Annotated in this window: 23 protein-coding genes and 1 tRNA gene; 8 read left to right on the forward strand and 16 right to left on the reverse strand. The window is 72.0% G+C overall.

The features are described 5' to 3' along the window. Positions 1-92: 92 nt before the first annotated feature. The gene (locus ACF1A1_RS28565) at positions 93-872 is read left to right on the forward strand and encodes a LuxR C-terminal-related transcriptional regulator (RefSeq protein ID WP_392003871.1); all 780 of its coding nucleotides are present in this window, start codon (positions 93-95) and stop codon (positions 870-872) included. Positions 873-899: 27 nt separating this feature from the next. Here the strand turns inward: ACF1A1_RS28565 and ACF1A1_RS28570 are convergent, their stop codons facing one another. Beyond that, on the reverse strand, positions 900-1,397 hold the full coding sequence (locus ACF1A1_RS28570) for a MarR family winged helix-turn-helix transcriptional regulator (protein ID WP_057600602.1): 498 nt from the start codon (positions 1,395-1,397) through the stop codon (positions 900-902). 116 nt (positions 1,398-1,513) lie between these two features. On the opposite strand from ACF1A1_RS28570, the gene ACF1A1_RS28575 reads away from it, so the two are divergent. Continuing rightward, positions 1,514-2,338, forward strand: coding sequence for a trans-aconitate 2-methyltransferase (locus ACF1A1_RS28575; protein WP_392003872.1), 825 nt, complete (start codon positions 1,514-1,516; stop codon positions 2,336-2,338). 39 nt (positions 2,339-2,377) lie between these two features. Then, the gene (locus ACF1A1_RS28580) at positions 2,378-2,551 is read left to right on the forward strand and encodes a CsbD family protein (RefSeq protein WP_392003873.1); all 174 of its coding nucleotides are present in this window, start codon (positions 2,378-2,380) and stop codon (positions 2,549-2,551) included. 122 nt (positions 2,552-2,673) lie between these two features. On the opposite strand, the gene ACF1A1_RS28585 is transcribed toward ACF1A1_RS28580, so the two are convergent. Together ACF1A1_RS28585 and ACF1A1_RS28590 are read right to left on the reverse strand one after the other, a co-directional pair. After that, the gene (locus tag ACF1A1_RS28585; RefSeq protein ID WP_392003874.1) at positions 2,674-3,351 is read right to left on the reverse strand and encodes a TetR family transcriptional regulator; all 678 of its coding nucleotides are present in this window, start codon (positions 3,349-3,351) and stop codon (positions 2,674-2,676) included. Next, on the reverse strand, positions 3,348-4,358 hold the full coding sequence (locus tag ACF1A1_RS28590; protein WP_392003875.1) for an acyl-CoA desaturase: 1,011 nt from the start codon (positions 4,356-4,358) through the stop codon (positions 3,348-3,350). Before ACF1A1_RS28590 ends, ACF1A1_RS28585 begins: the two co-directional genes overlap by 4 nt. A gap of 292 nt (positions 4,359-4,650) precedes the next feature. On the opposite strand from ACF1A1_RS28590, the gene ppc reads away from it, so the two are divergent. Then, positions 4,651-7,380 (forward strand): phosphoenolpyruvate carboxylase, encoded by a 2,730-nt coding sequence (gene ppc / locus ACF1A1_RS28595; protein WP_392003876.1) that lies wholly within the window; start codon positions 4,651-4,653, stop codon positions 7,378-7,380. 66 nt (positions 7,381-7,446) lie between these two features. On the opposite strand, the gene ACF1A1_RS28600 is transcribed toward ppc, so the two are convergent. The 7 genes from ACF1A1_RS28600 to ACF1A1_RS28630 all read right to left on the reverse strand — a co-directional run bounded on the left by ACF1A1_RS28600 (position 7,447) and on the right by ACF1A1_RS28630 (position 13,179). Then, positions 7,447-8,172: an LPXTG cell wall anchor domain-containing protein gene (locus ACF1A1_RS28600; protein WP_392003877.1), complete on the reverse strand. Its 726-nt coding sequence runs from the start codon at positions 8,170-8,172 to the stop codon at positions 7,447-7,449. A 135-nt stretch (positions 8,173-8,307) separates the two neighbouring features. Next, complete coding sequence (locus tag ACF1A1_RS28605; RefSeq protein WP_392003878.1) at positions 8,308-8,877, reverse strand: hypothetical protein; 570 nt, start codon at positions 8,875-8,877, stop codon at positions 8,308-8,310. An 82-nt stretch (positions 8,878-8,959) separates the two neighbouring features. Continuing rightward, on the reverse strand, positions 8,960-9,556 hold the full coding sequence (gene pth / locus ACF1A1_RS28610) for an aminoacyl-tRNA hydrolase (RefSeq protein WP_392003879.1): 597 nt from the start codon (positions 9,554-9,556) through the stop codon (positions 8,960-8,962). Between the two features lie 78 nt (positions 9,557-9,634). Then, the gene (locus ACF1A1_RS28615) at positions 9,635-10,234 is read right to left on the reverse strand and encodes a 50S ribosomal protein L25/general stress protein Ctc (protein WP_392003880.1); all 600 of its coding nucleotides are present in this window, start codon (positions 10,232-10,234) and stop codon (positions 9,635-9,637) included. A 190-nt stretch (positions 10,235-10,424) separates the two neighbouring features. Then, on the reverse strand, positions 10,425-11,399 hold the full coding sequence (locus ACF1A1_RS28620; RefSeq protein WP_392003881.1) for a ribose-phosphate diphosphokinase: 975 nt from the start codon (positions 11,397-11,399) through the stop codon (positions 10,425-10,427). Positions 11,400-11,534: 135 nt separating this feature from the next. Further along, entirely contained in the window at positions 11,535-12,983 is a 1,449-nt protein-coding gene (gene glmU / locus ACF1A1_RS28625; RefSeq protein WP_392003882.1) for a bifunctional UDP-N-acetylglucosamine diphosphorylase/glucosamine-1-phosphate N-acetyltransferase GlmU, read from the reverse strand. A 120-nt stretch (positions 12,984-13,103) separates the two neighbouring features. After that, positions 13,104-13,179, reverse strand: a tRNA-Gln gene (locus ACF1A1_RS28630). A gap of 279 nt (positions 13,180-13,458) precedes the next feature. Here ACF1A1_RS28630 and ACF1A1_RS28635 point away from each other — a divergent pair. Continuing rightward, a complete protein-coding gene (locus tag ACF1A1_RS28635) occupies positions 13,459-14,745 on the forward strand; it encodes a sensor histidine kinase (RefSeq protein ID WP_392003883.1) in 1,287 nt (428 codons plus the stop codon). Between the two features lie 48 nt (positions 14,746-14,793). On the opposite strand, the gene ACF1A1_RS28640 is transcribed toward ACF1A1_RS28635, so the two are convergent. Together ACF1A1_RS28640 and ACF1A1_RS28645 are read right to left on the reverse strand one after the other, a co-directional pair. Next, entirely contained in the window at positions 14,794-15,288 is a 495-nt protein-coding gene (locus ACF1A1_RS28640; RefSeq protein ID WP_392003981.1) for an SUKH-3 domain-containing protein, read from the reverse strand. A gap of 116 nt (positions 15,289-15,404) precedes the next feature. Continuing rightward, positions 15,405-15,920: a YwqJ-related putative deaminase gene (locus ACF1A1_RS28645; RefSeq protein WP_392003884.1), complete on the reverse strand. Its 516-nt coding sequence runs from the start codon at positions 15,918-15,920 to the stop codon at positions 15,405-15,407. A 308-nt stretch (positions 15,921-16,228) separates the two neighbouring features. Between ACF1A1_RS28645 and ACF1A1_RS28650 the strand changes: the two genes are divergently transcribed. Continuing rightward, the gene (locus ACF1A1_RS28650; RefSeq protein WP_392003885.1) at positions 16,229-17,224 is read left to right on the forward strand and encodes an SMI1/KNR4 family protein; all 996 of its coding nucleotides are present in this window, start codon (positions 16,229-16,231) and stop codon (positions 17,222-17,224) included. Positions 17,225-17,389: 165 nt separating this feature from the next. Here the strand turns inward: ACF1A1_RS28650 and ACF1A1_RS28655 are convergent, their stop codons facing one another. Then, on the reverse strand, positions 17,390-17,599 hold the full coding sequence (locus tag ACF1A1_RS28655) for a hypothetical protein (protein ID WP_392003988.1): 210 nt from the start codon (positions 17,597-17,599) through the stop codon (positions 17,390-17,392). A gap of 1 nt (position 17,600) precedes the next feature. On the opposite strand from ACF1A1_RS28655, the gene ACF1A1_RS28660 reads away from it, so the two are divergent. Both ACF1A1_RS28660 and ACF1A1_RS28665 read left to right on the forward strand, forming a co-directional pair. Continuing rightward, complete coding sequence (locus ACF1A1_RS28660; RefSeq protein WP_392003982.1) at positions 17,601-20,246, forward strand: SUKH-4 family immunity protein; 2,646 nt, start codon at positions 17,601-17,603, stop codon at positions 20,244-20,246. A gap of 188 nt (positions 20,247-20,434) precedes the next feature. Then, on the forward strand, positions 20,435-21,322 hold the full coding sequence (locus ACF1A1_RS28665) for a cellulose-binding protein (RefSeq protein WP_392003886.1): 888 nt from the start codon (positions 20,435-20,437) through the stop codon (positions 21,320-21,322). A gap of 80 nt (positions 21,323-21,402) precedes the next feature. Here the strand turns inward: ACF1A1_RS28665 and ACF1A1_RS28670 are convergent, their stop codons facing one another. The 3 genes from ACF1A1_RS28670 to ACF1A1_RS28680 form a co-directional block, all read right to left on the reverse strand. Then, positions 21,403-23,052: a cation acetate symporter gene (locus tag ACF1A1_RS28670; RefSeq protein ID WP_392003887.1), complete on the reverse strand. Its 1,650-nt coding sequence runs from the start codon at positions 23,050-23,052 to the stop codon at positions 21,403-21,405. Next, on the reverse strand, positions 23,049-23,468 hold the full coding sequence (locus ACF1A1_RS28675) for a DUF485 domain-containing protein (RefSeq protein WP_392003888.1): 420 nt from the start codon (positions 23,466-23,468) through the stop codon (positions 23,049-23,051). Before ACF1A1_RS28675 ends, ACF1A1_RS28670 begins: the two co-directional genes overlap by 4 nt. Before the next feature lie 181 nt (positions 23,469-23,649). Beyond that, positions 23,650-25,191: an MFS transporter gene (locus tag ACF1A1_RS28680; RefSeq protein ID WP_392003889.1), complete on the reverse strand. Its 1,542-nt coding sequence runs from the start codon at positions 25,189-25,191 to the stop codon at positions 23,650-23,652. Positions 25,192-25,362: the final 171 nt, after the last annotated feature.

The following is a 25,362-nucleotide window of genomic DNA, read 5'->3' on the forward strand; positions in this document are numbered from 1 at the left end:
ACCACCCCGCGGGCGTCGTGCCCGCGCCGGTCGTCGTTCTCCGGGCCTGGGGTATCCCCTGCTCCGTGAAGGAGCCTGGGGAAGGGGGTTTCGTGGTTCGCATCCGAGTTCTGGTCGTCGACGACCACCGTATCTTCGCCGAGTCGCTCGCCGCCGCCCTGGCCGCCGAGCCCGACGTCGACGTCTCCGCGGCCGGCAGCGGCCCGGCGGCCCTGCGCAGCATGGAGCGCGCGGTCGCCGAGGGGCGCCGGTACGACGTGCTGCTCGTCGACGCCGACCTGGGCGGCCAACTGCCGGGCGTGCGGCCCGCGGTGCCGGTGCCCGTGCAGGAGGTGGGCGAGGACGGGCTCGTCGACGGGATATCCCTCGTCGCCGGGGTCCGCGGAGCCCATCCGCACGTCCGCGTCGTCGTCCTCGCCGAGAAGGACGACCCGCGTCGCGCGGCGCTCGCCCTCCAGGCCGGGGCGTCCGGCTGGGTCGCGAAGGACTGCTCGCTGTCGCGGCTGCTCACCGTCATCCGCGGGGTGCTGCGCGAGGAGACGCATCTGCCGCCCGCCCTGCTCACGGGCGTGCTCAAGGAGCTGACCGCCGCGCGCAAGCACCGCACCGAGAGCGAACGGCTCGTCGAGTCCCTCACCCCGCGCGAGCGGGAGGTGCTGCGGTGCATGGTGGCCGGGCTGGGCAGGAAGGCCGTCGCCGAACGCCTGTTCCTCTCCCCGCACACGGTCCGCACCCACATGCAGAACGTCCTCGGCAAGCTGGGCGTCCACTCCACCCTGGCCGCCGTCGCCCTGGCCCGCCGGGCGGGCGTGGGGCCCGCCGAGCTGGGGCCCACCGGGCGGATCAGGCCGGAGGAGACCAACAGCGCCTGAGCGACGCGGGATCCGCCGGGCCGGTCCTCAGCCGGGGATGTTGTCGAAGGGGGCGGTCAACTGCCGGAGCAGGCCCGCCAGTTCGCCCCGCTGGGCGTGGGACAGCTCGGCCAGGATCGCCCGCTCCTGGTCGAGCAGCCCGGCGAGTGCCTGGTCGGCGCGGTCCTTGCCGTCGTCCGTGAGGCGCACCAGCACGCCGCGCCGGTCACTCGGATCCGGCAGCCGCTCCACCAGGCCCTTCTTCGCCAGCCGGTCGATGCGGTTCGTCATCGTGCCCGACGTGACGAGCGTCTGCGTCAGCAACTGTCCCGGCGACAGCTGATACGGCGCCCCGGCGCGCCTGAGCGCGGTCAGGACGTCGAACTCCCACGGCTCCAGCTGGTGCTCGGAGAACGCCAGCCGGCGCGCCCGGTCCAGATGCCGGGCCAGTCTGCTCACCCGGCTGAGCACTTCCAGCGGCTCCACGTCGAGGTCCGGGCGCTCCCGGCGCCACGCTGCGACCAGCCGATCGACCTCGTCCTCCATGACGATCAGTGTAGTGGTTGTGTCGATGTGAAGTCTCTTGATGTCGAGTATCTTGACGTCAAGGTATAGCCTCGTCATGCTGGAACCGTCGAACCCGGCCACGACGAGGAGGCCCGATGTCCAATCCCACCTGGGACCCGGCCCAGTACCTGCGCCACGCCGGCCACCGCGCCCGCCCCTTCGCCGACCTCCTCGCCCGCGTCCCCGACCTGCCCGGTGACCCGCCCCGCATCGCCGACCTCGGCTGCGGCCCCGGCAACGTCACCGCCGTCCTCGCCGACCGCTGGCCCACCGCCCGCATCACCGGCTACGACAACTCCCCGCAGATGCTCGACCGGGCCCAGGCGTACGCGGGCGCACACCTCGACTTCGCCCACGCCGACCTCACCACCTGGGCGCCCGCGGAGACGTACGACCTGATCGTCTCCAACGCGGCCCTGCACTGGGTCCCCGGCCACCTCGACGCCTTCCCCGCCTGGCTCGACGGCCTCGCCCCCGGCGGCACCCTCGCCTTCCAGGTGCCCCACAACATCGACGCGCCCCTGCACGCCCTCCTGCGCGAACTCGGCACCACACCCCGCTGGGAGAACCGCGTCGGTCACGTCCTGCGCCACGAGGACTCCGTCCACGCCCCCGGCGTCTACCTCGACCGGCTCGCCCGCCTCGGCTGCGAGACCGACGTGTGGACGACGACGTACCACCACGTCCTCCAGGGTGCCGACCCCGTCCTCGACTGGGTCAAGGGCACCGGACTGCGCCCCGTTCTCGACGCCCTCGCCGACGACCCCGACGCCCGCGACGCCTTCGTCGCCGAGTACCGCGACCGGCTGCGCGAGGCCTACCCGAGCCACGACTACGGCACCGTCCTGCCCTTCCGCCGCCTGTTCGCCGTGGCCCGCAAGGCGTTTGAACCGCACGGAAAAGCTCACTCGTACACGTAGTGACACACCGACGTCGAAACCGGCTTGGAGTGATCGACGGTGGCACGACAGCAGAAGTCCAAGGCGAAGATGGAGCAGGCCAAGGGCAAGGCCAAGGAAGCGGCCGGCCGCGCCGTGGGCAACGAGCAGATGGAGGCCGAGGGCCGCGCCGCGCAGGCCAAGGGTGACGCTCGCCAGACGAAGGAGAAGGCGAAGGACACCTTCAAGCACTGAACACCTGCGAGCACCGACGAGTGCGCGCAAGGGCCCCCGTCCGGCGGACGGGGGCCCTTCCCTGCCCGGTCTTGCCTGCCCGGTCTTGCCTGTCGGTCTTGACTGCCGGGCGTGCCTGTCGGTCAGCTCTTGCGGTGCCCGATCAGCCGCGGCTTCTGCTCCAGCCCGTCCAGACCGTGCCACGCCAGGTTCACCAGATGCGCCGCGACCTCCGCCTTCTTCGGGCGGCGCACGTCCAGCCACCACTGGCCGGTCAGCGCCACCATGCCCACCAGCGCCTGGGCGTACAGCGGCGCCAGCTTCGGGTCGAAGCCACGGCTCTTGAACTCGCGGCCCAGGATGTCCTCGACCTGCGTGGCGATGTCGGAGATGAGGGACGCGAAGGAACCCGTCGACTGCGGGATGGGGGAGTCACGGACGAGGATGCGGAAACCGTCCGTGTACTCCTCGATGTAGTCCAGGAGGGCGAAGGCGGCCTGCTCGCACAGTTCACGGGGATGGCCGGCGGTCAGCGAACTGGTCACCATGTCCAGCAGACGCCGCATCTCCCGGTCCACCACCACCGCGTACAGGCCCTCCTTGCCGCCGAAGTGCTCGTACACCACCGGCTTCGACACCCCGGCCTTCGCCGCGATCTCCTCCACCGACGTGCCCTCGAAACCCTTTTCCGCGAAGAGGGTACGGCCGATCTCCAGCAGTTGCTGACGGCGCTCGGCACCGGTCATCCGGGTGCGACGCGCTCGCCGCGGCTTCTCATTGCTCGGGGTACTGCTGGAGTCGGTCGCCACGGCGTCCATCATGCCGCTTCGGCGGCCGCCTTCCGGCGCCGGGAGCCGTCCCCGTCCGTGTTCCGGCGCGAATCGATACGCGAGCGTGACGGCCAGCGCACGTCGTACGCCCAGCCGAGCATCTCGAACCAGCGGATGAAGCGCGCCGAGGAGTCCAGCTGCCCGCGCTCCACCCCGTGCCGCGCGGACGTCGGGTCGGCGTGGTGCAGGTTGTGCCAGGACTCGCCGCACGACAGGATCGCCAGCCACCACACGTTGCCCGAGCGGTCACGCGACTTGAAGGGACGCTTGCCCACCGCGTGACAGATCGAGTTGATCGACCAGGTCACGTGGTGCAGCAGCGCCACCCGCACCAGCGAGCCCCAGAAGAACCCGGTGAACGCCCCCCACCAGGACATCGTCACCAGACCGCCGATCAGTGCCGGCAGCGCCAGGGAGAGCGCCGTCCACAGGACGAACTGCCGCGAGATCGCCCGGATCGCCGGGTCCTTGATCAGATCCGGCGCGTACTTGTCCTGCGGCGTCTGCTCCTCGTCGAACATCCAGCCGATGTGTGCCCACCACAGGCCCTTCATCAGCGCCGGGACGGTCTCCCCGAACCGCCACGGGGAGTGCGGGTCGCCCTCCGCGTCGGAGAACTTGTGGTGCTTGCGGTGGTCGGCCACCCAGCGCACCAGCGGGCCCTCCACCGCCATCGACCCCATGATCGCGAGCGCGATCCGCAGGGGCCGCCTGGCCTTGAAGGAGCCGTGCGTGAAGTAGCGGTGGAAACCGATGGTGATGCCGTGGCATCCGAGGAAGTAGAAGAAGACCAGCAGCCCGAGGTCCAGCCAGCTCACCCCCCAGCCCCACGCCAGCGGCACGGCCGCGAGCAGCGCCAGGAACGGGACGGTGATGAAGAGCAGCAGCGTGATCTGCTCGATCGAACGCTTCTGCTCGCCACCCAGCGTGGCGGAGGACGTGGAGGAGTCGTCGGGTGCCTTCGAAGGGTCTTCGATCACGTCGGAGCTTGTGGTCATGCGCGTCCCCTGTGGGGTCGTGGATTGAGACAGATGCCGCGGCGGCGGGCAACCGCGGAGTACTTCCTACGGTTCCGTAACCTACGGCGTCGTAAGTATGGCAGTGCGTTGTCCGGCGGCAAGAGCCCGAAAGCCTGCGCGTCCACACGGACACCTATCCTTGGAGTCGGTCGGACAGCGCGGTCCGCTCTGTTTTCTTCCCTCATGTCCGGCCCGTATGCGGCACAGCCGCCCGGCCGGCCTGACGAGTTCCCCTCCCGGACGAGCTTCAACACTGCAAGGAGCCGCACCTGTGAGCAGTGCCGACGACCAGACGACGACCAGCACCGAGCTGCGCGCCGACATCCGCCGACTGGGTGACCTTCTCGGGGAGACCCTCGTCCGCCAGGAAGGCCCCGAGCTCCTGGACCTGGTCGAGAAGGTCCGCCGCCTCACCCGCGAGGACGGCGAGGCAGCCGCCGAACTGCTGCGCGGTATCGAACTGGAGACCGCGGCCAAGCTGGTCCGCGCCTTCTCCACCTACTTCCACCTGGCCAATGTCACCGAGCAGGTCCACCGCGGCCGTGAACTGCGTGCCCGGCGCGCCGCCGAGGGCGGCCTGCTGGCCCGTACCGCCGACCGGCTCAAGGACGCCGACCCCGACCACGTCCGCGAGACCGTCCGCCACCTCAATGTCCGGCCCGTCTTCACGGCCCACCCCACCGAGGCCGCGCGCCGGTCGGTACTGAACAAGCTCCGGCGCATCGCCGCGCTGCTGGAGACCCCGGTCATCGAGTCCGACCGCCGCCGCTACGACACCCGTCTGGCGGAGAACATCGACCTCGTATGGCAGACGGACGAGCTGCGCGTCGTACGCCCCGAGCCGGCCGACGAGGCCCGCAACGCCATCTACTACCTGGACGAACTGCACGCGAACGCCGTCGGTGACGTCCTGGAGGACCTCACCGCCGAACTGGAGCGCGTCGGCGTCACCCTCCCGGCGGACACCCGCCCGCTGACGTTCGGCACCTGGATCGGCGGCGACCGCGACGGCAACCCCAACGTCACCCCCCAGGTCACCTGGGACGTCCTCATCCTCCAGCACGAGCACGGCATCAACGACGCCCTGGAGATGATCGACGAGCTGCGCGGCTTCCTCTCCAACTCCATCCGCTACAGCGGAGCCACCGAGGAACTGCTGGACTCCCTCCAGACCGACCTGGAGCGGCTGCCCGAGATCAGCCCCCGCTACAAGCGGCTCAACGCCGAGGAGCCCTACCGGCTCAAGGCCACCTGCGTCCGGCAGAAGCTGGAGAACACCAAGCAGCGCCTCGCCAAGGGCACCCCCCACGAGCCCGGCCGCGACTACCTCGGCACCGGCGAGCTCCTCCAGGACCTCACCCTCATCCAGACCTCCCTGCGCGAGCACCGCGGCGGCCTCTTCGCCGACGGCCGTATGAACCGCACCATCCGCACCCTGTCCGCCTTCGGGCTCCAGCTCGCCACCATGGACGTCCGCGAACACGCCGACGCCCACCACCACGCCCTCGGCCAGCTCTTCGACCGCCTCGGCGAGGAATCCTGGCGGTACGCGGACATGCCCCGCGACTACCGTACGAAGCTGCTGGCGAAGGAGCTGCGCTCGCGCAGGCCGCTCGCCCCCAGCCCGGCGCCCGTCGACGCGGCCGGTGAGAAGACCCTCGGCGTCTTCCTCACCGTCAAGCGCGCCCTGGAGGTCTTCGGACCCGAGGTCATCGAGTCGTACATCATCTCCATGTGCCAGGGCGCCGACGACGTCTTCGCCGCCGCCGTGCTCGCCCGCGAGGCCGGCCTGATCGACCTGCACGCCGGCTGGGCCAGGATCGGCATCGTGCCGCTGCTGGAGACCACGGACGAGCTCAAGGCCGCCGACACGATCCTGGAGGACATGCTCTCCGACCCCTCCTACCGGCGTCTCGTCGCCCTGCGCGGAGACGTCCAGGAGGTCATGCTCGGCTACTCCGACTCCTCCAAGTTCGGCGGCATCACCACCTCCCAGTGGGAGATCCACCGCGCCCAGCGCCGCCTGCGCGACGTCGCGCACCGCTACGGCGTCCGGCTCCGGCTCTTCCACGGCCGCGGCGGCACCGTCGGCCGCGGCGGCGGCCCCTCCCACGACGCGATCCTCGCCCAGCCCTGGGGCACCCTGGAGGGCGAGATCAAGGTGACCGAACAGGGCGAGGTCATCTCCGACAAGTACCTGATCCCGTCCCTGGCCAGGGAGAACCTGGAACTGACCGTGGCGGCCACCCTCCAGGCCTCCGCCCTGCACACCGCTCCCCGCCAGTCCGACGAGGCCCTCGCCCGCTGGGACGCGGCCATGGACGTCGTGAGCGACGCCGCCCACGCCGCCTACCGCCGGCTCGTCGAGGACCCCGACCTCCCGGCGTACTTCTTCGCCTCCACGCCCGTCGACCAGCTCGCCGACCTGCACCTGGGATCGCGGCCCTCCAGAAGGCCCGACTCCGGCGCCGGCCTGGACGGTCTGCGCGCCATCCCCTGGGTCTTCGGCTGGACCCAGTCCCGGCAGATCGTCCCCGGCTGGTTCGGCGTCGGTTCCGGACTGAAGGCCCTGCGCGAGGCCGGTCTCGACACCGTCCTCGACGAGATGCACCAGCAGTGGCACTTCTTCCGCAACTTCGTCTCCAACGTCGAGATGACCCTCGCCAAGACGGACCTGCGGATCGCCCGGCACTACGTCGACACCCTCGTCCCCGACGAGCTCAAGCACGTCTTCGAGCGCATCCAGGCCGAGCACGAGCTGACCGTCTCCGAGGTCCTGAAGATCACCGGCGAGAGCGAACTGCTCGACGCCCAGCCCGTCCTCAAGCAGACCTTCGCCATCCGCGACGCCTACCTGGACCCCATCTCCTACCTCCAGGTCACCCTGCTCAAGCGCCAGCGTGACGCCGCGGCCGCCGGCGAGGAACCCGACCCCGTCCTCTCCCGCGCCCTGCTCCTCACCGTCAACGGCGTGGCGGCGGGCCTGCGCAACACCGGCTGACCCGCCGCCCGCACACGAGGGTGCCCCCGAGCCCGTACCGGCTCGGGGGCACCCTCGTCCCGTACGTCAGCCCCGGCGCGCGCCCCTGCGGCGGTGGAAGACCAGGAAACCGCCCGCGGCGACCAGCACGGCCGCGACCGCGGACAGGGCACCGACCGGGGCACCGTTGCCCGTCTCGGCGAGGTCACCGCCGGTGGCCCCCGCGGCCGGGGACGAGGACGGGGTGGCGGCACCGCCGGCGCTGGGCGACGCCGCGCCGGTCGACGTGGCCGGCTCCGTGCTCGTGCCGGTCGACGGCTCCGCGCTGGTGCTCGACGACGGCTCCGTGCTCGTGCTCGACGACGGGTCGGCGGAGCCGCTCGGTGTACCCCCGGTCACCGGGCAGGTGTGCGAAAGATTGAACAGGTCCAGCTCACCGCCGCGCACCTCGGCGACCGCCGACGTCAGCTCCGCCCCCGGCAGCGACCACACGTAGGCGTGCTTGTCGCTCGGCGGGCCGAAGCTGGTCAGCACCTGCTGCCCGCCCGGCTCGAACGTCACCGTCAGCTTCACGAACTCCGGCTCCTTGCCGGGCAACACGAAATGCCAGCCGTCCTTGCCGTCGGGGACACCGGGGCACTCGTCCCGCGACTCCCGCGGGGCACCCCCGTCGTCGGTGGTCGCGGTCCGCGGCAGCTGCTGGCGCAGCTGCACGGTGTACGTGTCGTCACCCGTGGCATGGGCGGCGGGAGCCAGCAGGAAAACGGCCGAGGAAGCGGCAACGAGGACACCGGCGCGAGGGAAGGTACGCATGGGGCAATCCATCTTCGAGTGACGAAAGGGGAAGATGTGGAGGGGGCGGTTCAGCATCCAGCCCGCGCTGACTCCTGGTCAAGGCACGAACCGGCAACGAATCCCCGCTCCACACATGGGAGAACGGCGCCACCCTCAGATCGTCACGAAAGCCGCCGTCAACAACGCCACACCCGACCCCGCCAGCACCCACCCGGCCCGCGTACGCCCCAGCCCGCCCGCGACCACCACCGACGCCAGCAACAGCGCACCGCCCATCGGGATCCACGCGTACAACACCCCCGCCGGACCCGACCGCACCACCTCGTCACCGTCCGGCTTCACCACCACGGTGTACGTCTGCCCGGCCCGCACCGCCACCGACTTCTCGATCACCACCCGCGCCCGCACCGTCGACCCCGCCGACAGCGGCGCGTACGGCCCCCAGCACATCTCCGCCCCGCACCGGGCCACCTCGATCGTGCCCTGCTCGCGCCCCTTCGTCAGCATCACGTGCTGCGCCGTGCCCCAGGACCCCCACACCCCCGCGATCAGGATGAGTACGGCGACCGTCCCCATCGCCGCGAACCGGCCCAACCGCAACACGGCGGCCGAGGCCGGACGGGAGGACCCCCGGCCCCTGTGCGACGACGCCCGGTGTGACGACGCCCTGCGTGACGACGCCCGACGGGAGGAGACGGCTGTGGCAGGCATGGCGGGGATCATTGGCCATGCCCGAACGGCCCGTCAACCTCGGTGGGTGACAAGTCGGGAGTTGTCCGTACCTTTCCCTGACCGGCCCCCGGCCTCAGGAGTTGTACGTCCCCTGCGCCCGCTCCAACCCCTCGATCACCAGGCACTCCACCGCGTCCGCCGCCCGGTCCACGAAGTAGTCCAGCTCCTTGCGCTCCGCCGACGAGAAGTCCTTCAGCACGAAGTCCGCCACCTGCATCCGCCCCGGCGGCCGCCCGATCCCGAACCGCACCCGGTGATAGTCCGAGCCGAACGCCTTCGTCATCGACTTCAGCCCGTTGTGCCCGTTGTCACCGCCGCCCAGCTTCAACCGCAGCGTCCCGTAGTCGATGTCCAACTCGTCGTGGACCGCCACGACGTGCGCCACCGGCACCTTGTAGAAGTCCCGCAGCGCGTTCACCGGACCGCCCGACAGATTCATGAACGACATCGGCTTCGCCAGGATCACCCGCCGGTTCGCCGGCCCCGGCGGCCCGATCCGCCCCTCGATGACCTGTGCCTGCGCCTTGCCCGCCCGCTTGAACCTGCCCCCGATCCGCTCGGCCAGCAGATCGGCCACCATGAACCCGACGTTGTGCCGGTTCATCGCGTACTCCGGCCCCGGGTTGCCCAGCCCCACGATCAGCCAGGGGGCGTTGGGGTCGCTCGTCACGTCTGTGTCTCCTTGATACGCGCCAGCCGCTGCCCCCAACGGGAACAGCGGCTGACGCACGAACGACGACGGTGAGGATCAGGCCTCGGCGGAAGCCTCTTCGCCCTCGGCGGCCTCGCCCTCCGGGGCCTCCTCGGCCTGCGCGGCCAGGACCTGAAGGACGACCGCGTCTTCGTCGACGGCCAGCTTGGTGCCGTTCGGCAGCGGGATGTCCTTGGCGAGGATGGAGTCACCGGCCGTCAGACCCTCGATGGAGACGGTCACGGACTCCGGGATGTGCGTGGCCTCGGCCTCGACCGGCAGCGCGTTCAGCACGTGCTCCAGCAGGTTGCCGCCGGGGGCCAGCTCACCCTCGGTGTGGACGTAGATCTCGACGTTGACCTGCTCGCCGCGCTTGACCAGCTGGAGGTCGACGTGCTCCAGGAAGCCCTTCAGCGGGTCACGCTGCACGGCCTTCGGAATCGCCAGCTCGCTGGTCTTGCCGTCGATGTCCAGGGCGATCAGGACGTTCGGCGTACGCAGCGCCAGGAGCAGGTCGTGGCCCGGCAGCGTCAGGTGCAGCGGGTCGGAACCGTGACCGTACAGAACGCCCGGGACCTTGTTGTCGCGGCGGATGCGGCGCGCGGCACCCTTGCCGAACTCGGTGCGCGTCTGGACGGCGAGCTTCACTTCGGACATATGGATCACTCCTCGTAGAAACTGGGAACGGACGTGGTCACCCGGCCACGAACGGCCTGCTACGAAGAGCGCGTCGATAACGGACCGCCGAACCCCATCAACGGGAACGGCCTCCCTCGCCGAGCAACTGGAGCAGTCTACTCGGGGAGGGAGGCCCCAGAAAAATCGATCAAGCAGAAGCCCCGACGGCCTACTGCTCGTCGAACAGGCTCGTCACCGAACCGTCCTCGAACACCTCGCGCACCGCGCTGGCGATGGTCGGCGCGATCGACAGCACCGTGATCTTGTCCAGCTCCAGCTCACCCGGAGTGGGCAGGGTGTCGGTGAAGACGAACTCGCTGACCTTGGAGTTCTTCAGACGGTCGGCGGCGGGACCGGACAGCACACCGTGCGTCGCCGTCACGATGACATCCTCCGCACCGTGCGCGAACAGCGCCTCCGCGGCCGCGCAGATCGTGCCACCCGTGTCGATCATGTCGTCGACCAGGACACACACCCGGCCCTCGACCTCACCCACGACCTCGTGGACCGTCACCTGGTTCGCCACGTCCTTGTCGCGCCGCTTGTGCACGATCGCCAGCGGCGCGCCCAGACGGTCGCACCAGCGGTCCGCGACCCGCACCCGGCCGGCGTCCGGCGACACGACCGTCAGCTTCTTGCGGTCCACCTTGCCGCCCACGTAGTCCGCCAGCAGCGGCAGCGCGAACAGGTGGTCCACCGGACCGTCGAAGAAGCCCTGGATCTGGTCCGTGTGCAGATCCACCGTCAGGATCCGGTCCGCACCCGCCGTCTTCATCAGGTCCGCGATCAGACGCGCCGAGATCGGCTCACGCCCGCGGTGCTTCTTGTCCTGACGGGCATAGCCGTAGAACGGCACGATCACCGTGATGCTCCGGGCGGACGCCCGCTTCAGAGCATCGATCATGATCAGCTGCTCCATGATCCACTTGTTGATCGGAGCCGTGTGGCTCTGGATCAGGAAGCAGTCCGCACCACGAGCCGACTCCTGGTAACGGACGTAGATCTCACCATTGGCGAAGTCGAAGGCCTTCGTCGGGACGACCCCGACACCCAGCTGGTGGGCGACCTCCTCGGCAAGCTCGGGGTGGGCGCGGCCGGAGAAGAACATCAACTTCTTCTCGCCGGTCGTCTTGATCCCGGTCACAGCACTGTCTCCTCAGAGGTGTCTCAGCCGGCTGGCGGGAGACCTCGCCGCTGGGCGCGACGGGGCCGTCTCAGCTGGTGGGGGTGCGGGTGTGCACTTATCACGGTACGCCGTGTTTGACGCGCCCGTTTCCGGTCAGTCCTCGCCGCCGGCCTGCTGGGAGGCCGCCTCGGCCGCCTTCGCCGCCGCGCTGCCCGGACGCTTGCGAGCCACCCAACCCTCGATATTCCGCTGCTGACCACGGGCCACGGCCAGCGAACCGGGGGGCACGTCCTTGGTGATCACGGACCCGGCGGCGGTGTACGCGCCGTCCCCGACCGTGACAGGAGCCACAAACATGTTGTCCGAGCCCGTACGGCAGTGCGAGCCGACCGTGGTGTGGTGCTTGTCCTGCCCGTCGTAGTTCACGAACACGCTGGCGGCACCGATGTTCGTGTAGTCGCCGATGGTCGCGTCCCCGACGTAGGAGAGGTGCGGCACCTTGGTGCCCTCGCCGATCGACGCGTTCTTCGTCTCGACGTAGGTACCGATCTTGGACTTGAGCCCGAGGCGGGTGCCGGGACGGAGGTAGGCGTACGGACCGACGGTCGCCTGCGGACCGATCTGCGCACTGTCGGAGACGGTGTTGTCGACCCGGGCCCCCGCCCCGACGGTCGTGTCCCTCAGCCGGCTGTTCGGGCCCACCTCGGCGCCCTCGCCCACGTGGGTCGCCCCGTGCAGCTGCGTCCCCGGGTGGATCACGGCGTCCTGCTCGAACGTCACGGTGACGTCCACCCACGTGGTGGCCGGGTCGACGACGGTCACGCCGGACAGCATCGCGGCGGTCAGCAGCCGCTCGTTGAGCGTCCGACGGGCCTCGGCGAGCTGGACGCGGTTGTTGATGCCGGCGATCTCACGGTGGTCGGCCGCGACGGACGCGCCGACCCGGTGACCGGCCTCGCGCAGGATTCCGAGGACGTCCGTCAGGTACTCCTCGCCCTGGCTGTTGTCCGTGCGGACCTGCTTCAGCGCCTCCGCGAGCAGCTGCCCGTCGAAGGCGAAGACACCGGAGTTGATCTCCCGGATCTCCCGCTGGACCTCGGTCGCGTCCTTGTGCTCCACGATCGCCGTGACCGCACCGGAGGCCTCGTCCCGCACGATCCGGCCGTAACCGGTCGCGTCCGGCACCTCGGCGGTCAGCACGGTCACGGCATTGCCGTCGGTGTGGTGGGTGGCGGCGAGCTGGGCGAGCGTCGCGCCGGTCAGCAGGGGGGTGTCGCCGCAGACGACGACCACCGTCCCGTCGACCCCGCCCCCGAGCTGCTCCAGGCCCATCCGGACGGCGTGCCCGGTGCCGTTCTGCTCCGCCTGGATCGCGGTCCGTACCCGCGGGTCGATCCCGGTGAGGTGCGCGGTGACCTTCTCCCGCGCGTGCCCGACCACGACGACCAGGTTCTCCGGGTCCAACTCGCGGGCCGCGGCCAGCACATGACCCACGAGGCTGCGGCCGCAGATCTCGTGCAGGACCTTCGGTGTGGCCGACTTCATACGGGTGCCCTCACCCGCTGCGAGAACGACGACGGCTGCCGGGCGAATGGCGCTCACGGAGTTGCCCTTCGGCTGTGTAGGGGTGGGGACACCCGAAGGATACCGGGGCGTTTCCCGGGCGACATGGGAGTGGGCCCCGACGGTGCTGTCGGGGCCCACGGGGAGGTCCGCGTGCGGTGGCTCCCCCGCAAGGATTCGAACCTTGTCCTGCTAGATCCAAAATCTAGTGTGCTGCCAGTTACACCACGGGGGAATGTGCATCAGACCTTACCGGAGTCGGGTGTCCGCGCCAGCACGGTGATCGGACGCCGGTGCCCGCCCGAGCGGCCCTCGCGGTCCGCGTACTTGCCCCGTGAATGTGCCCTGTGCCTACCACCTGGCCGGAATGATGGGTTCCGGGATCGAACAGGCGCTGGATCGGCAGTTCGAGGGATACCGGTGGGTTTCGGGGCTGTTCGGTTACGGAGGGTGGAGTGGGCCGCTCGCGGAAACTCGCCGGAAAAGCCGGGGCGGGCGCCCGTAGGCTGGAGGCATGACCACGACGGGGGAAGAGCACGCGACGGCTCGGGGAGGGCCGTTGTGGTGGAGCAGGCGCCGCAGTGCGGTGTTCGACTGGAGCCTCGCGGTGGTGTCCGCCGCGGAGTGCGCGGTGGAGGGGGTTCCGTTCGCGCGGGACGCGGGGATCCCGGTGCCGGCGGGGGTCGTCTTCGGACTCCTCGCGGGGTCGGTGCTGCTGGTGCGCAGACAGTGGCCCATCGCCGTGGTGCTGGTGTCGATCGCGATCACGCCCGCGCAGATGGGCTTCCTGATGGGCATCGTGGGCCTCTATACGCTCGCCGCGTCCGAGCTGCCCCGGCGGATCATCGGGTCGCTCGCGGGGATGCAGCTGGTGGGGACGTTGATCGTGACGTTCGTGCGGGTGCGGCAGGACATGGTGCGGGGGGATCTGGACCTGGGGGACTGGTTCGTTCCGTTCGCGTCGATCGCCACCTCGCTGGGGCTGACCGCGCCGCCGGTGCTGCTCGGGCTCTATGTGGGGGCCCGGCGGCGGCTCATGGAGAGCCTGCGGGAGCGGGCCGACAGTCTGGAGCGGGAGTTGCAGCTCCTCGCCGAGCGGGCGGAGGAGCGGGCCGAGTGGGCGCGCAATGAGGAGCGGACGCGGATCGCGCGGGAGATGCACGACGTGGTGGCTCACCGGGTGAGCCTGATGGTGGTGCACGCGGCCGCGTTGCAGGCGGTCGCGCGGAAGGACCCCGAGAAGGCCGTGAGGAACGCCGCGCTGGTGGGGGACATGGGGCGGCAGGCGTTGACCGAGTTGCGGGAGATGCTCGGGGTGTTGCGGAGCGGGGACGGGGAGCGGCGGGCGACGGTGCCGTCGGCGGCGGTGACCGCGGTGGCCGCGCGCGCCGCGGAGGACGGTGAGGGGCCGTGTCTGTCGGAGCTGGACGAGCTGATCGGGCAGTCGGCGGCCGCGGGAATGGTGGTGGATCTGTCGGTCGAGGGGGAGGTGCGGGGGTACGCGCCGGAGATCGAGCAGACGGCGTACCGGGTGGTGCAGGAGGCGCTGACGAACGTGCACAAGCACGCGGCGGGGGCGAAGACGCACGTGCGGTTGGCGCACCGGATGGCGGAGATCGCGATGCAGGTGGAGAACGAGCCGCCGCCGGAGGTGGGGTCGGCGTCGTCGGCGAGGCTGCCGTCGGGGGGCAACGGGCTGGTCGGGATGAAGGAGCGGGTGGTGGCCCTGGGCGGGGTGTTCGTGTCGGGGCCGACGGAGGCGGGCGGCTTCCGGGTGTCGGCGGTGATTCCGGCGGCGTAGGGCTCGGGTACCGCTGCGGCCTCGGCGCAGGGCTCGGGTGGGTGCGGTTCAGCCCGCGGTGAGGCGGACGGGTTCGGTGCCGGAGACGAGGGCGCCGAGGGCCTGGTCGATGTCGGGGCCGAGGTACCAGTCGCCGGTGTGGTCGAGGGCGTAGACGCGGCCTTCGGCGTCGATGGCGAGGAGGGCCCGGTCGTCGGTCTCGGTGCCGAGCGGGCTGACGTCGGTGCCGAGGGCGCGGCCGAGGTCGCCGAGGGTGCGGGCCAGGTGGAGACCGTGGAGGGGGTTGAGCTCCAGGGCGACCGGGGCGATCTGGCGGCCGGGTCCTGTGGGCGTGATGCGCAGGCCGCCGAACTCGGCCCAGGCCTCGACGGCGGCGGGGAAGACGGCGTGGCGGTGACCGGCGGGGGAGCTGTGGTCGCGGAGGGCGTCGGCCCAGATCTCGGCCTGCTTGATGTCCCAGCGCCCGGGTTGCCAGCCGGCGGCGCGCAGGGCGGCGTCGACGGGCACGGGGAAGCGCGTGGTGGAGGTGCGGTCGGGGTGCATCTGCCCTTCGTCCTTGGAGGTCATGGACCGGCGCGGGGCCGTCGTGCGGGTCTGCCGGGGCTGCCGGGTCTGTGGGGTCTCTCGCGTCCGGCGGGTCCGGCGGTTCTGTCCGGGGTTCAGCCCTCTGCCGCCGTCGGGTTGACGATGCGGACGCCGAAGTGGGCGCTGAGGGCGGTGCAGGCGCGGCAGGGGGTGGCGAAGCTGCCGTGGAGGGGGTCGCCGTCCTCGCGGATGCGCCGGGTGGTGAGTTTGGCCTGCTTGAGGGCTTTGCGGGCTTCGCCGTTGGTCATCGGTCTGCGGGCGGCGCGTTTGCTGCGGGCGGCGTCGACGGCGGCGATGTGGCGGGAGATGAGGAGCGCTTCGGCGCAGCGGCCGGTGAAGCGGTCGCGTTGGGCGCTGGTGAGCGTGTCGAGGAAGTCCTGGACGAGGGGGTGGAGCGCGGGGGGCTGGTCGCCGCGGGCGGCGGTGCCGGTGAGGGTGGCGCCGCGGACGGAGAGGGCGGCGGCGACGGTGGGGAGTATGCCGTCGCGGCGGTGACGGAGGGTGGGGGCATGGGGGGTGTCGTCGTGGCTCCAGCCGATGCGGGGGTCGCCGGAGTGGCTGGTGTGCGGTCCCGTTTGTGTGGCGTTCATGATCGTCTTTCCCCTCCGTGCATCCCCCGGACGACACAGAGTGCCAAATGGCGTGGCTGGTGCGGAAGCTGGGGCGGCGCGACACGCCCGGGCCGGGGCGGGCTGTCACGGCAGGGTGACGGCTGGTCACCGAAGTGGAGGGCCGGTGACCGGTGTCGTCGTACCGCTTAGGCTGTCGGCACCGCCTGGCGCGCGGTTGACGCGCGTTGGAGACCGTTGGAGACAGTCGAATACGGGACGTGGTGGTCGGAACCGGAAGCGGGGCCGGCGGCTGTGGTCCGTACAGAGTGCCGCAGGGGGCAACCGCCATGACGACAGGTCGGCTCGGGCAGCAAGCCGCGCCGCCGAACGCGGCCTATGCCGGGCAGGTCGTGCATTTCCCGGATCCGGTCCGGGCCGCGCGTCACCCGAGAGGGGTACGGGTGGACGAGCGCGGTTACCCCGACTTCTCGCCGTACGCGCGGGCGGCGGCGGAGATCGCGGAGCCGCCGGAGGGTTTCGGTGTCGACGAGTTGCGGTTGACGGACTACGTGTCGGCGAACGCGGCGCTCTCGGCGTCGGGGCACGAGCTGTGGGACACGGTGGTCCATGTGGCGACTCCGCACGGCTGGACGTGGCATCACGTGGCGGGTTCGCGGCGGCTGGAGCTGGTTCCGGTCGAGGTGAAGGCGTTGCTGCGGCATCACGGTGGGATCGCGACGGCCGCGGTGGACCAGTCGAAGCGCGGGACGCGTCCGTTGCAGGAGACGCGGCCGGCGCATGTCGGGCTGCCGAAGTCGGGTGTGGCGGTGACGGAGTCGCAGGTGCAGGGGGTCGAGGAGGACCTCGGGTACCGGCTGCCGGGTGCCTACCGGTCGTTCTTGAAGGCGGCGGGCGGGTGTGCGCCGGTGGGCGCGGCGCTGGACGCGGAGTTGGGGCTGCTGGTGGACCAGCCGTTCTTCACGGTGCGGGACGAGGCGGCGGTCAATGACCTGGTGTACGTGAACAAGTGCCTGCGTGACCACCTGACCAAGGACTACCTGGGGGTCGGTTTCGTGCAGGGGGGTCTGCTGGCCGTGAAGGTGAAGGGCGAGCGGCTCGGTTCGGTGTGGTTCTGCGCCTACGACGACGTGCGGGACGTGGATCCGGCGTGGTCGCCGGCGGAGCGGGTGGAGCGGTTGTTGCTGCCGTGCGGGGAGGATTTCGACGTGTTCCTGTCGCGTCTTGCGGGTCAGCCGCCGGAGTTGGAGACGGTGGCGAACCTGATGGTGGACGGTGGGTTCGCGCGGGCCGTTTCCGTGTCGTCCGTGGCTGTGGGGGAGTGATCCGGCGATGGTGACGTTCGCACAGGCGCAGGAGCGCGGTGAAGAGTGGGTCAACGGGGACGTTCCGGCGTACCAGCATCGTGAGGTGCGGGTACGGGAGTTCGGGCTCGGGTTCGTGGTGTGGGCCGAGGACCGTGCGGAGGGGCCGCGTTCGGACGGCGGCGCTCAGCGGTTGGTGCTCGCCCGGGACAGCGGGGAGGCCTCGTTGTGGCCTTCGCTGCCGGTGGGTGAGGTGATCCGGCGGTACGAGGAGGAGTACGGGCGTCCGGAGGGCGAGGCCGCGGAGCCCGCGCCGGCGCCCGCGGCCCGGGTGGATCTGAACCAGACGTCGTTCCTTTTGACGCCGCCGGAGTGGTTGCAGGAGGCGGCGGACAAGTTGGGGATCGGGGAGCGGCGGGGGGAGGGGGCTGCCGCGGGGTCCGGGGCCGGCTCCTCCGGCCCGGGTTCGGATTCGGACGCTGTCTCGGACGCGGTTCCGGCGGGCGCTTCGGCCTCTTCCGGCGGGGTGGCCTCTTCTGGTGGGCCGGGTTCCTCCGGTGGGGCGGCCGGGGCCGGCGGGTCCGTGACGCCGGATCCCTCGCTGCCTCGGACGCAGGCCGGGGTGCCTGTGGACGCGGGTGCCGGTGCGGGCCCGGGTGCCGGTGCGTCGGCTCCCGCGACGCCCGTCGGGGCCACGCCCTGGGCGGGCACGGACACCAACGCCGATCCCGGCGAGGACCGTTCCGTGCCGTTGCCGGCGACGGTGTTCGCGCCGCCGCTGAGCGGCTCCGACGACGATGCGCCGCCCTCCGCCCTGTCCGACGCCAAGACGGCTCTGATGTCGGGCGGCAGCCGGCTCCCGCCGACGGCGGTCGCACCGGCGCTCGACGACCCGAACGCGCCGGGTGGTGTTCCCGGTTCGCAGGGCGCGGGTGCTCCGGGCGGTGCGCCGGGGAGCACGCCGCCACCCCCGCCGGGTGCGCCGTCCTACGGCTCTCCGCAGGGGCCCGGTGCGCCGGGTGGTCCGGGGACTCCGCCTCCGGGCGGCCCGCACGGCACGCCGCCTCCGCCGCAGGGCATGCCCTCACCGCAGGGCACGCCCCCGCCCGGTGCGGCCTCGTACGGCTATCCGCAGGGTCCGGGCGCGCCGCAGGGTCCGGGTGCTCCGGGTGCTCCGGGCGTGCAGGGTGGTGCTCCGGGCGTCCCGGGGCGGCCGCTCGCGGCGAACGCCGGTGACATCGCCGACGCCGCGACCAGCAAGGCGGCGCCGCCTCCGCGTCGTGGGCGCGGTGGTGGGGCGACTCCGCCGCCTCCGCCGGGTGCGCCGGGGACGCCGGGCGCGCGGCCGGGCGCCACGCCTCCGCCTCCGCCTTCCTCCGGTCCGGGGGCGCCGGGTACTCCGGCGAGCGGCTATGTGCCTACGCAGCTTGTGTCGGCCCTCGGCCCCGAGGGCCTGGCGGGGCCCGGGGCTCCCGGTGCTCCGGGTGCGCAGGGTGGGGCCCCGGGCGCCCCGGGTGCGCCCAACCCGCCTGGCCCGCCGAACGCCCCCGGCGGTACGCCGCCGGGCGGGGTTCACCATGCCGCCACGATGCTGGCCGACCCCGGTCGGACGGGCTCGGGCGGCGGCGCACCGCAGCCTCCGGGCGCCCCGGGGTTCCCGGGCGCCCCGCAGGCGCCCGGCGCCCCCGGTGTGCCCCACACGCCGCACACGCCCGGCGCGCCGGGCGCTCCTGGTGCTCCCGGTGGGCCGCACGCGCCCGCCGCGCCGAACGCTGCCGGTGGTACGCCGCCGGGCGGGGTCCACCATGCCGCCACGATGCTGGCCGGGCCCCCGGCCGCCGGCCCCGGCACGCCCCCGCCGCCGCGCGCCCCCGGCGCGCCCGGTGTCCCGGGCGCCCCTGGGATGCCTCCGGGCCCGCCGCAGCCGATGCCGCAGGGTGCCATGCCGCCGGGTGCGATGCCTCCGGGCGGGATGCCGCCGGGTGCGATGCCGCCCCCGGGTGCGATGCCGCCGCCGGGCGCGCCCGGGCCGGGGCAGCCGCCGGCGTACGGGTATCCGCAGCAGGGGCAGCCGACGGTCGGCCCCGGCTACCAGGCCGTGTTGCGCTACCGCGCGCAGGACGGTTCGGAGCAGCAGCTGATCCGGCGTTCGGCGCCGGGGACACCGCATCCGGAGTGGCAGATCTTCCACGAGCTGCGGGCGATGAACGTGCCGCCGGACCAGGTGCTGGAGCTGCACACCGAGTTGGAGTCCTGCGAGCTGCCGGGTGCGTACTGCGCGCGGATGATCCGGGAGCAGTGGCCGCAGGCGCGCATCACGAGCATCGCGCCGTACGGCACGGACCACGCGAGCCGGCAGCAGGGGATGCAGCAGTTGCTGGCGCACCAGGGCGAGTTGCACCAGGTGGCCGACGGTCCCGCGCGCCCCGCGCCGGTGCGGGCGCCGTTGCCGCCGGTGCAGCCGGTGCCGCCGATCCCGCCGGAGGCGATCGGGCAGGAGCTGGCAGCGGCGTTCGGGCCGGGCCTGTTCCGGTTCGAGCAGGCGGCGGTGTCCCGGCAGGGTGTGCCGCCGGTCGTGGCGCACACGCTGGTGGTGGCGGGTCTGCCGATGGACATGGGCCCGTTCTTCTGGGCGCAGGCCCAGCCGGGGCGGCCGGTGCCGACGCTGGCGGAGCTGGCGGCCGAGCGGGGTGTGCAGCCGGCGCCGGACGCGGGCTCGTACCTCGTCATGGGCAGCGACTTCGGCAAGGCGATCTGCGTGCAGTACGGCACGGCGAACATCGTCGCCGTGCCCGTGGAGGCGGGGCCCGGCGGGGCGCCCGTACCGCCGCAGTTCGTGAACACCGGGCTGCCGGAGTTCGCGCGCTGCCTGGCGCTGCTCGGGCGGATGTGGCGGCTGCGCTTCGGGCTCAACCAGGAGCAGGCGGGCCGGTGGACGGTCGACTTCCAGGCGCAGTTGGCCGCGTTGGACCCGGCGGCGCTCGGTTCGCCGGAGAGCTGGTGGTCGGTGCTGCTGGAGCAGATGTGGGACGGGTTGCTGTGAGGCGTACGCCCCGCTGACGCGAGTGTGCCGAGGGCCGGGCCCGGTCGTGTGACCGGGCCCGGCCCTTTCGCGTGCGCAATTGCCGCACCGTTTGTCCGGAGTGTCGCGTTATGGACCCTTAAGCCCGATACATCAAGATATACGGGAAATCATTATTTCGCGTCTGTCTGGTGGAGAGGGGTTGCAGGATGAGCAGCGCAAAGGTGTCACCGCAGGGGTTCGATACCGTTCGCGGGCGCGGCTACCGGCCCAAGGAGGTCGAGGCGTACACCGGCGCACTCTCCGCCGAGCGCGACGCGGCCTGGGAGCGGGTCGCCCGGCTCACCGTGCTCGTCAAGGAGATGATGGTGGAGGCCGAGCGGTTGCGTGAGTCCGTGAAAGGGCTCGCACCGCAGACGTACGACACCCTCGGCGAGCGCGCCAAGCACGTCTTCCAGCTCGTCCAGGAAGAGGCGGCGGAGGTGGTCGAACAGGCGCGGCGCGAAGCTCGGGAGCATCTCGCGCAGGCCGAGGCGTGCGCTCTCGTCGTCCGCCGGGGAGCGCAGGAACAGGCGGAGACGCTCCGCGCGGAGGCCAGGGAACAGGCCCGGCTGCGGCTGCTCGCCGCGCGTGCCGAGGCGCACGGGATCCGCGTCAGCGCCCGGCGCAAGGTGAAGGAGTTCCGCGGCGAGGCGCTCACGGCGCTGCGCGAGGTGCGGCAGCGCACCGCCGCCATGCTCGTCGAACCGAAGAAGGAGTACGCCGAGCGGCTGGCCGCGGAGGAGCGCGAGGCCGCCGAACGGGTCACCGCCTTCGAGGCGCACCACGCCCGGTCGGTGGCCCGCGCCGAGGAGGCCCTGGCCGAGGCGGAGCGGGAGTTCGCCGAGGCCGAGGAGGCGTCCCGCCGACGCCAGGAGGAGGCCGGCGCGCGTGCCGCCGAGATCCTCGCCGAGGCACGTCTGCGCAAGGACCGCATCGAGCGCGAGACGGAGCGGGTGCTGCGCGAGCACGGTGAGCGGTGGGACCAGGTGCAGGCGCACATGGACTCCGTACGCAACAACCTGAGCGCGCTCACGGGACGGCGGGTGGTCGAGTAGACGGCCGTTGCGTCCTCGGCTCCCTCTCGTCTGCTGCCTGCCTGCTCAACTGCCCGCCTGCCGCCGGCACCCTCTCCGCCTCAGCTCTCCCTCCGTACCGCCCCCGCCAGGATCCACCCCTCCACCGCCTCGTACTCGCGCCGCTGTTCCGCCGCCTCGCGGCGGCCCGAGGCGACCGTCCCGAGCCAGCCGAGGGCGAAGCCCAGGGGGATGGTGACGAGGCCGGTGGTGGTGAACGGGAACCAGGTGAAGTCGGCGTCGGGGAAGGCGGACGCGGGAGAGCCGGAGACCAGGTTGGTGCCCGGCATGAGGAGGAGGACGGACAGGGAGCCGCCGATGAGCGTGCTGAGCAGGCCCGTCCGGGTGTAGCGGCGCCAGAAGAGGCTGTAGACGAGGGCGGGTGCAAGGGCCGAGGCGCCGAGGCAGAAGGAGAGGGTGACCAGCGGCTGGAGGCTGCGGTGCTGGACCTGGGCGGCCAGCAGGATCGTCGGGACGCCGACGGCCAGGGCGGACAGGCGGGCCAGCAGCATCTCGCGGCGCGGGGACGTCTCCCGCGCGCGGGCGGCGAAGACGTCGTGGGCGAGGGAGTTGGCGCAGGCGAGGATCATGCCGGCGACCGAGGCCAGGACGGTGAGGAAGATCGCCGTCGTCACGGTGGTGAACAGCAGCGCCTCGGCCGTGGACAGGTCGGCGCCGAACGCGGCCCGGGAGCCCAGCAGATAGGCGGTGTTGCCCCGAGGGTCGGCCTGAGTGATCGCCGCGCGGCCGACCAGGGCCGTGGCGCCGAACCCGACGACCATCATGACCAGCACGAACAGGGCCACGCCCGACACCGCCCAGGACATCGAGCGGCGTACCTGAGGGGCGGAGGAGGCGGTGTACATGCGCATGGTGACGTGCGGCAGGCACGCGCCGCCGAGCACCACCGCGAGCTGGGAACTGATCATGTCGAGGCCGGGGTACGGGCCGGAGGAGAACTGCAGGCCCGAGTGGAGGAAGGCGTCGCCGACCCCGCTGCCGTCGGCCGCCGCGTCGAAGAGGGCGCCCGGGTTCCAGTCGAAGCGGTGCAGGACCAGGACGGCGACGACGGCGCCGGAGCCGAGCAGCATCACGATCTTCAGCATCTGGATGAGGGCGGTGCCCTTCATGCCGCCGATCGCCGCGTAGCTGATCATCAGCACGCCCATGCCGACCATGCAGGCCGTCTTGAGCGAGTCGCCGGAGAACCCCAGGAGGAACGCGAGGAGTTGGCCGGTGCCCGCGAGCTGGACCAGCATCATCGGCAGGAGCGTGGCGATCGTCACCGCGCACGCCGTGACGCGCACCGCGCGCCCCGGCATGCGCCGGGCGAGGGCGTCGCCCATGGTGAACCGGCCCGCGTTGCGCAGGGGTTCGGCGAGCAGGAACATCAGCAGCATCAGCGACAGGACCGTGCTCAGGGCGAGGACGACACCGTCGTGGCCGTACAGGGCGATCACGCCGCCGGTGCCCAGGACGGTGGCCGCGGAGATGTAGTCGCCGGCCACGGCGAGGCCGTTGCGCAGGGGGGACAGGGAGCGGTTGCCGGTGTAGAACTCGTCGAGGTCGTCGCGGTCGGGGCCCGTCGTCACGCACAGCAGCAGGGTGATCGTGACGACCGCGGTGAACGCGACGAGGGACATCGTCTGGGCGTCGCCGCTGAGTTCGGTGAGGGGCGCGGCCGCTCGCCGTACCGTGTCGGCTGCCGTCATCGTGCCGCCCCCGCGTGCCGGGCCGCGCGCCTGGCGTCGAGCGCGGACTGCTTGCGGATGCGGTCGGCGAGCGGGTCGACATGGCGGCGGGCGGTGTGCTCGTACAGGACGATCGCCAGCCAGGTGACGGGGAGTTGGAGCAGGGCGAGCAGCAGGCCGGTGGGGAGACCGGCGGCGACCCGGTGGGTCATCAGCGACGGGACGAAGGCGGACAGGACTAAGAAGAGGACGAAGTAGCCGAGCGCGGTGAGCGTGGCGACGCGCCGCTGACGGCGGTAGGCGCCGCGCAGGACCCGCAGATCGCTGTGGCGGCCCGACGGCGCGTGGTGGACCGGTGGCCGGCGGGCGGGTTCGGGCGGCGCCGGTGGCGGCTGCCAGGGATACGTCGGAGGGCGCGGGGGCGGGTCGTGGGACATCCCGGCTCCTTGCGTGGCTCGGGTCCATGGCGGCGGACCGCAGGGAGGTGGGGGCGGGCCACGCACGTTACCCGGGCGTACGCCCCCGTGCGAGGGTTTCGCCGAACTGACCGGTCGGTGTGCCGGGGTGACGTCGAACCGTTACTGACCTGGGGGTGTTACCCGGGGTTAACCCCTGGGGTCACGCCGACGCCCGTTCGTCCTCGGTCGCCTGGCTCCCCAGGACCGGGAAGCGGCGCGGCGCCACGCACAGCAGGACCAGGAAGGCGAGCGCGGCGGCGCAGGACGCGCCCAGGTAGACGGCGTACACGGCGTCCGCGACGGCGTGCCGGGTCGCTTCGGGCGCCGGCCCGGCGTCGAGGGCGCGCGTGACGGAGTCCAGGTCGCCCGCGCCGCCCAGCCGGGCGGCCAGGACGCCGTTGGCGACGGCGCCGAAGACGGAGGCGCCGACCGTCTGGCCCGTCTGGCGGCAGAAGAGGACGGACGCCGTGGTGGTGCCGCGCTCCGACCAGCCCACCGTCGACTGCACGCCGACGATCAGCGGCAGTTGGAACAGGCCCAGCGCGGCGCCGAGCAGCAGCATCAGCGCCGCCGGCTGCCAGGCCTGCCCGGGATACGGCAGGAACGGGAACGCCAGCAGCACCAGCGTGGCCGCGCCGATGCCGAGCAGGGCGGTGTCACGGAAGCCGATGCGCCGGTAGACGTGCTGGCTGAGGGCGGCCGACACCGGCCAGCTCAGCGTCCACACCGACAGCACGAACCCGGCGGTCACCGGATCCAGTTCCAGCACCGCCTGGGCGTACGTCGGCAGGAACACCGTGGGGGCCACCATCACCAGCCCCAGCGCGCCCAGCGCGAGGTTGACGGCCGCGATCGTGCGGCGGCGCCAGACCCAGCCCGGGATGATCGGCTGCGCGGCCCGGCGTTCGATGACGACGACGAGGGCGGCCAGCGCGAGGCCCGCGGCGAACAGGGCGAGGGACGGCGCCGACCGCCACGGCCAGGCCACCCCGCCCTGGACGAGCGCGGTCAGCAGCACCCCGCCGCACGCGAACACCGCCAGCGCGCCCGCCCAGTCGACGTCGGCACGCGCGCGTGCGGGCGACGCGACGGCCGACTCCCGTTCTGGCTCGTGCAGGTGACGCACGATCAGCCACAACGCCACGGCGCCGACGGGGAGGTTGACCAGGAAGATCCAGCGCCAGTCCGCGTAGGCCGCCAGCAGGCCGCCCACGCCCGGGCCGGCCACCGCGGACACCGCCCACACCGTGGACAGCTTCGACTGGATCTTCGGCCGCTCCTTCAACGGGTAGAGGTCGGCGGCGAGCGTCTGCACGGTGCCCTGCAACGCGCCGCCGCCCAGGCCCTGCACGACGCGGAACGCGATGAGCGCACCCATGTTCCAGGCGAGGGCGCACAGCAGCGAGCCCAGCAGGAACACGACCGTGCCGGCCACCAGCACCGGCTTGCGGCCGAAGGTGTCGGAGAGCTTGCCGTAGACGGGCAGGGTGACCGTCACGGCGAGGAGATAGCCGGAGAACAGCCAGGAGAAGACGGAGAACCCGCCGAGGTCGCCGACGATCTGCGGGACGGCCGTGGAGACGATGGTGGAGTCGAGGGCGGCCAGCGCCATGGACAGCATGAGCGCGGCGACGACCGCTCCCCGCTTCCCGGTGGCCGTACCCGGTGCGGCATGCCGTGTCGCGGGTCCCACGTCGCCCACCCGAGGCCTCCCGTAGTTCTCGTGTCCCTTGCAGCTATCTTCCGGGCACAGCTTCCCACTTGACCCTGACGCGGCGGCAGGGTGGAGCCTGAGGAGGCGCGAAGGTGGAGCCGACCCCGAGAAGCGCTCCACCCGCCGGTGGACTGCCCCTAGGGGTTCGTACGTACTACG

The organism is Streptomyces sp. NPDC014995, assembly GCF_043080745.1.
Taxonomy (GTDB): domain Bacteria; phylum Actinomycetota; class Actinomycetes; order Streptomycetales; family Streptomycetaceae; genus Streptomyces.

Coding starts and splice junctions, on each gene's coding strand:
- ACF1A1_RS28590 (WP_392003875.1), bottom strand. CDS start 4,358: ATGACCACAAGCTCCGACGTGATCGAAGACCCTTCGAAGGCACCCGAC.
- ACF1A1_RS28635 (WP_392003883.1), top strand. CDS start 13,459: ATGACCACGACGGGGGAAGAGCACGCGACGGCTCGGGGAGGGCCGTTG.
- ACF1A1_RS28640 (WP_392003981.1), bottom strand. CDS start 15,288: ATGCACCCCGACCGCACCTCCACCACGCGCTTCCCCGTGCCCGTCGAC.
- ACF1A1_RS28615 (WP_392003880.1), bottom strand. CDS start 10,234: ATGTCCGAAGTGAAGCTCGCCGTCCAGACGCGCACCGAGTTCGGCAAG.
- ACF1A1_RS28570 (WP_057600602.1), bottom strand. CDS start 1,397: ATGGAGGACGAGGTCGATCGGCTGGTCGCAGCGTGGCGCCGGGAGCGC.
- ACF1A1_RS28670 (WP_392003887.1), bottom strand. CDS start 23,052: ATGACGGCAGCCGACACGGTACGGCGAGCGGCCGCGCCCCTCACCGAA.
- ACF1A1_RS28605 (WP_392003878.1), bottom strand. CDS start 8,877: ATGATCCCCGCCATGCCTGCCACAGCCGTCTCCTCCCGTCGGGCGTCG.
- ACF1A1_RS28600 (WP_392003877.1), bottom strand. CDS start 8,172: ATGCGTACCTTCCCTCGCGCCGGTGTCCTCGTTGCCGCTTCCTCGGCC.
- ACF1A1_RS28665 (WP_392003886.1), top strand. CDS start 20,435: ATGAGCAGCGCAAAGGTGTCACCGCAGGGGTTCGATACCGTTCGCGGG.
- ACF1A1_RS28585 (WP_392003874.1), bottom strand. CDS start 3,351: ATGATGGACGCCGTGGCGACCGACTCCAGCAGTACCCCGAGCAATGAG.
- ACF1A1_RS28645 (WP_392003884.1), bottom strand. CDS start 15,920: ATGAACGCCACACAAACGGGACCGCACACCAGCCACTCCGGCGACCCC.
- ACF1A1_RS28650 (WP_392003885.1), top strand. CDS start 16,229: ATGACGACAGGTCGGCTCGGGCAGCAAGCCGCGCCGCCGAACGCGGCC.
- ACF1A1_RS28575 (WP_392003872.1), top strand. CDS start 1,514: ATGTCCAATCCCACCTGGGACCCGGCCCAGTACCTGCGCCACGCCGGC.
- ACF1A1_RS28675 (WP_392003888.1), bottom strand. CDS start 23,468: ATGTCCCACGACCCGCCCCCGCGCCCTCCGACGTATCCCTGGCAGCCG.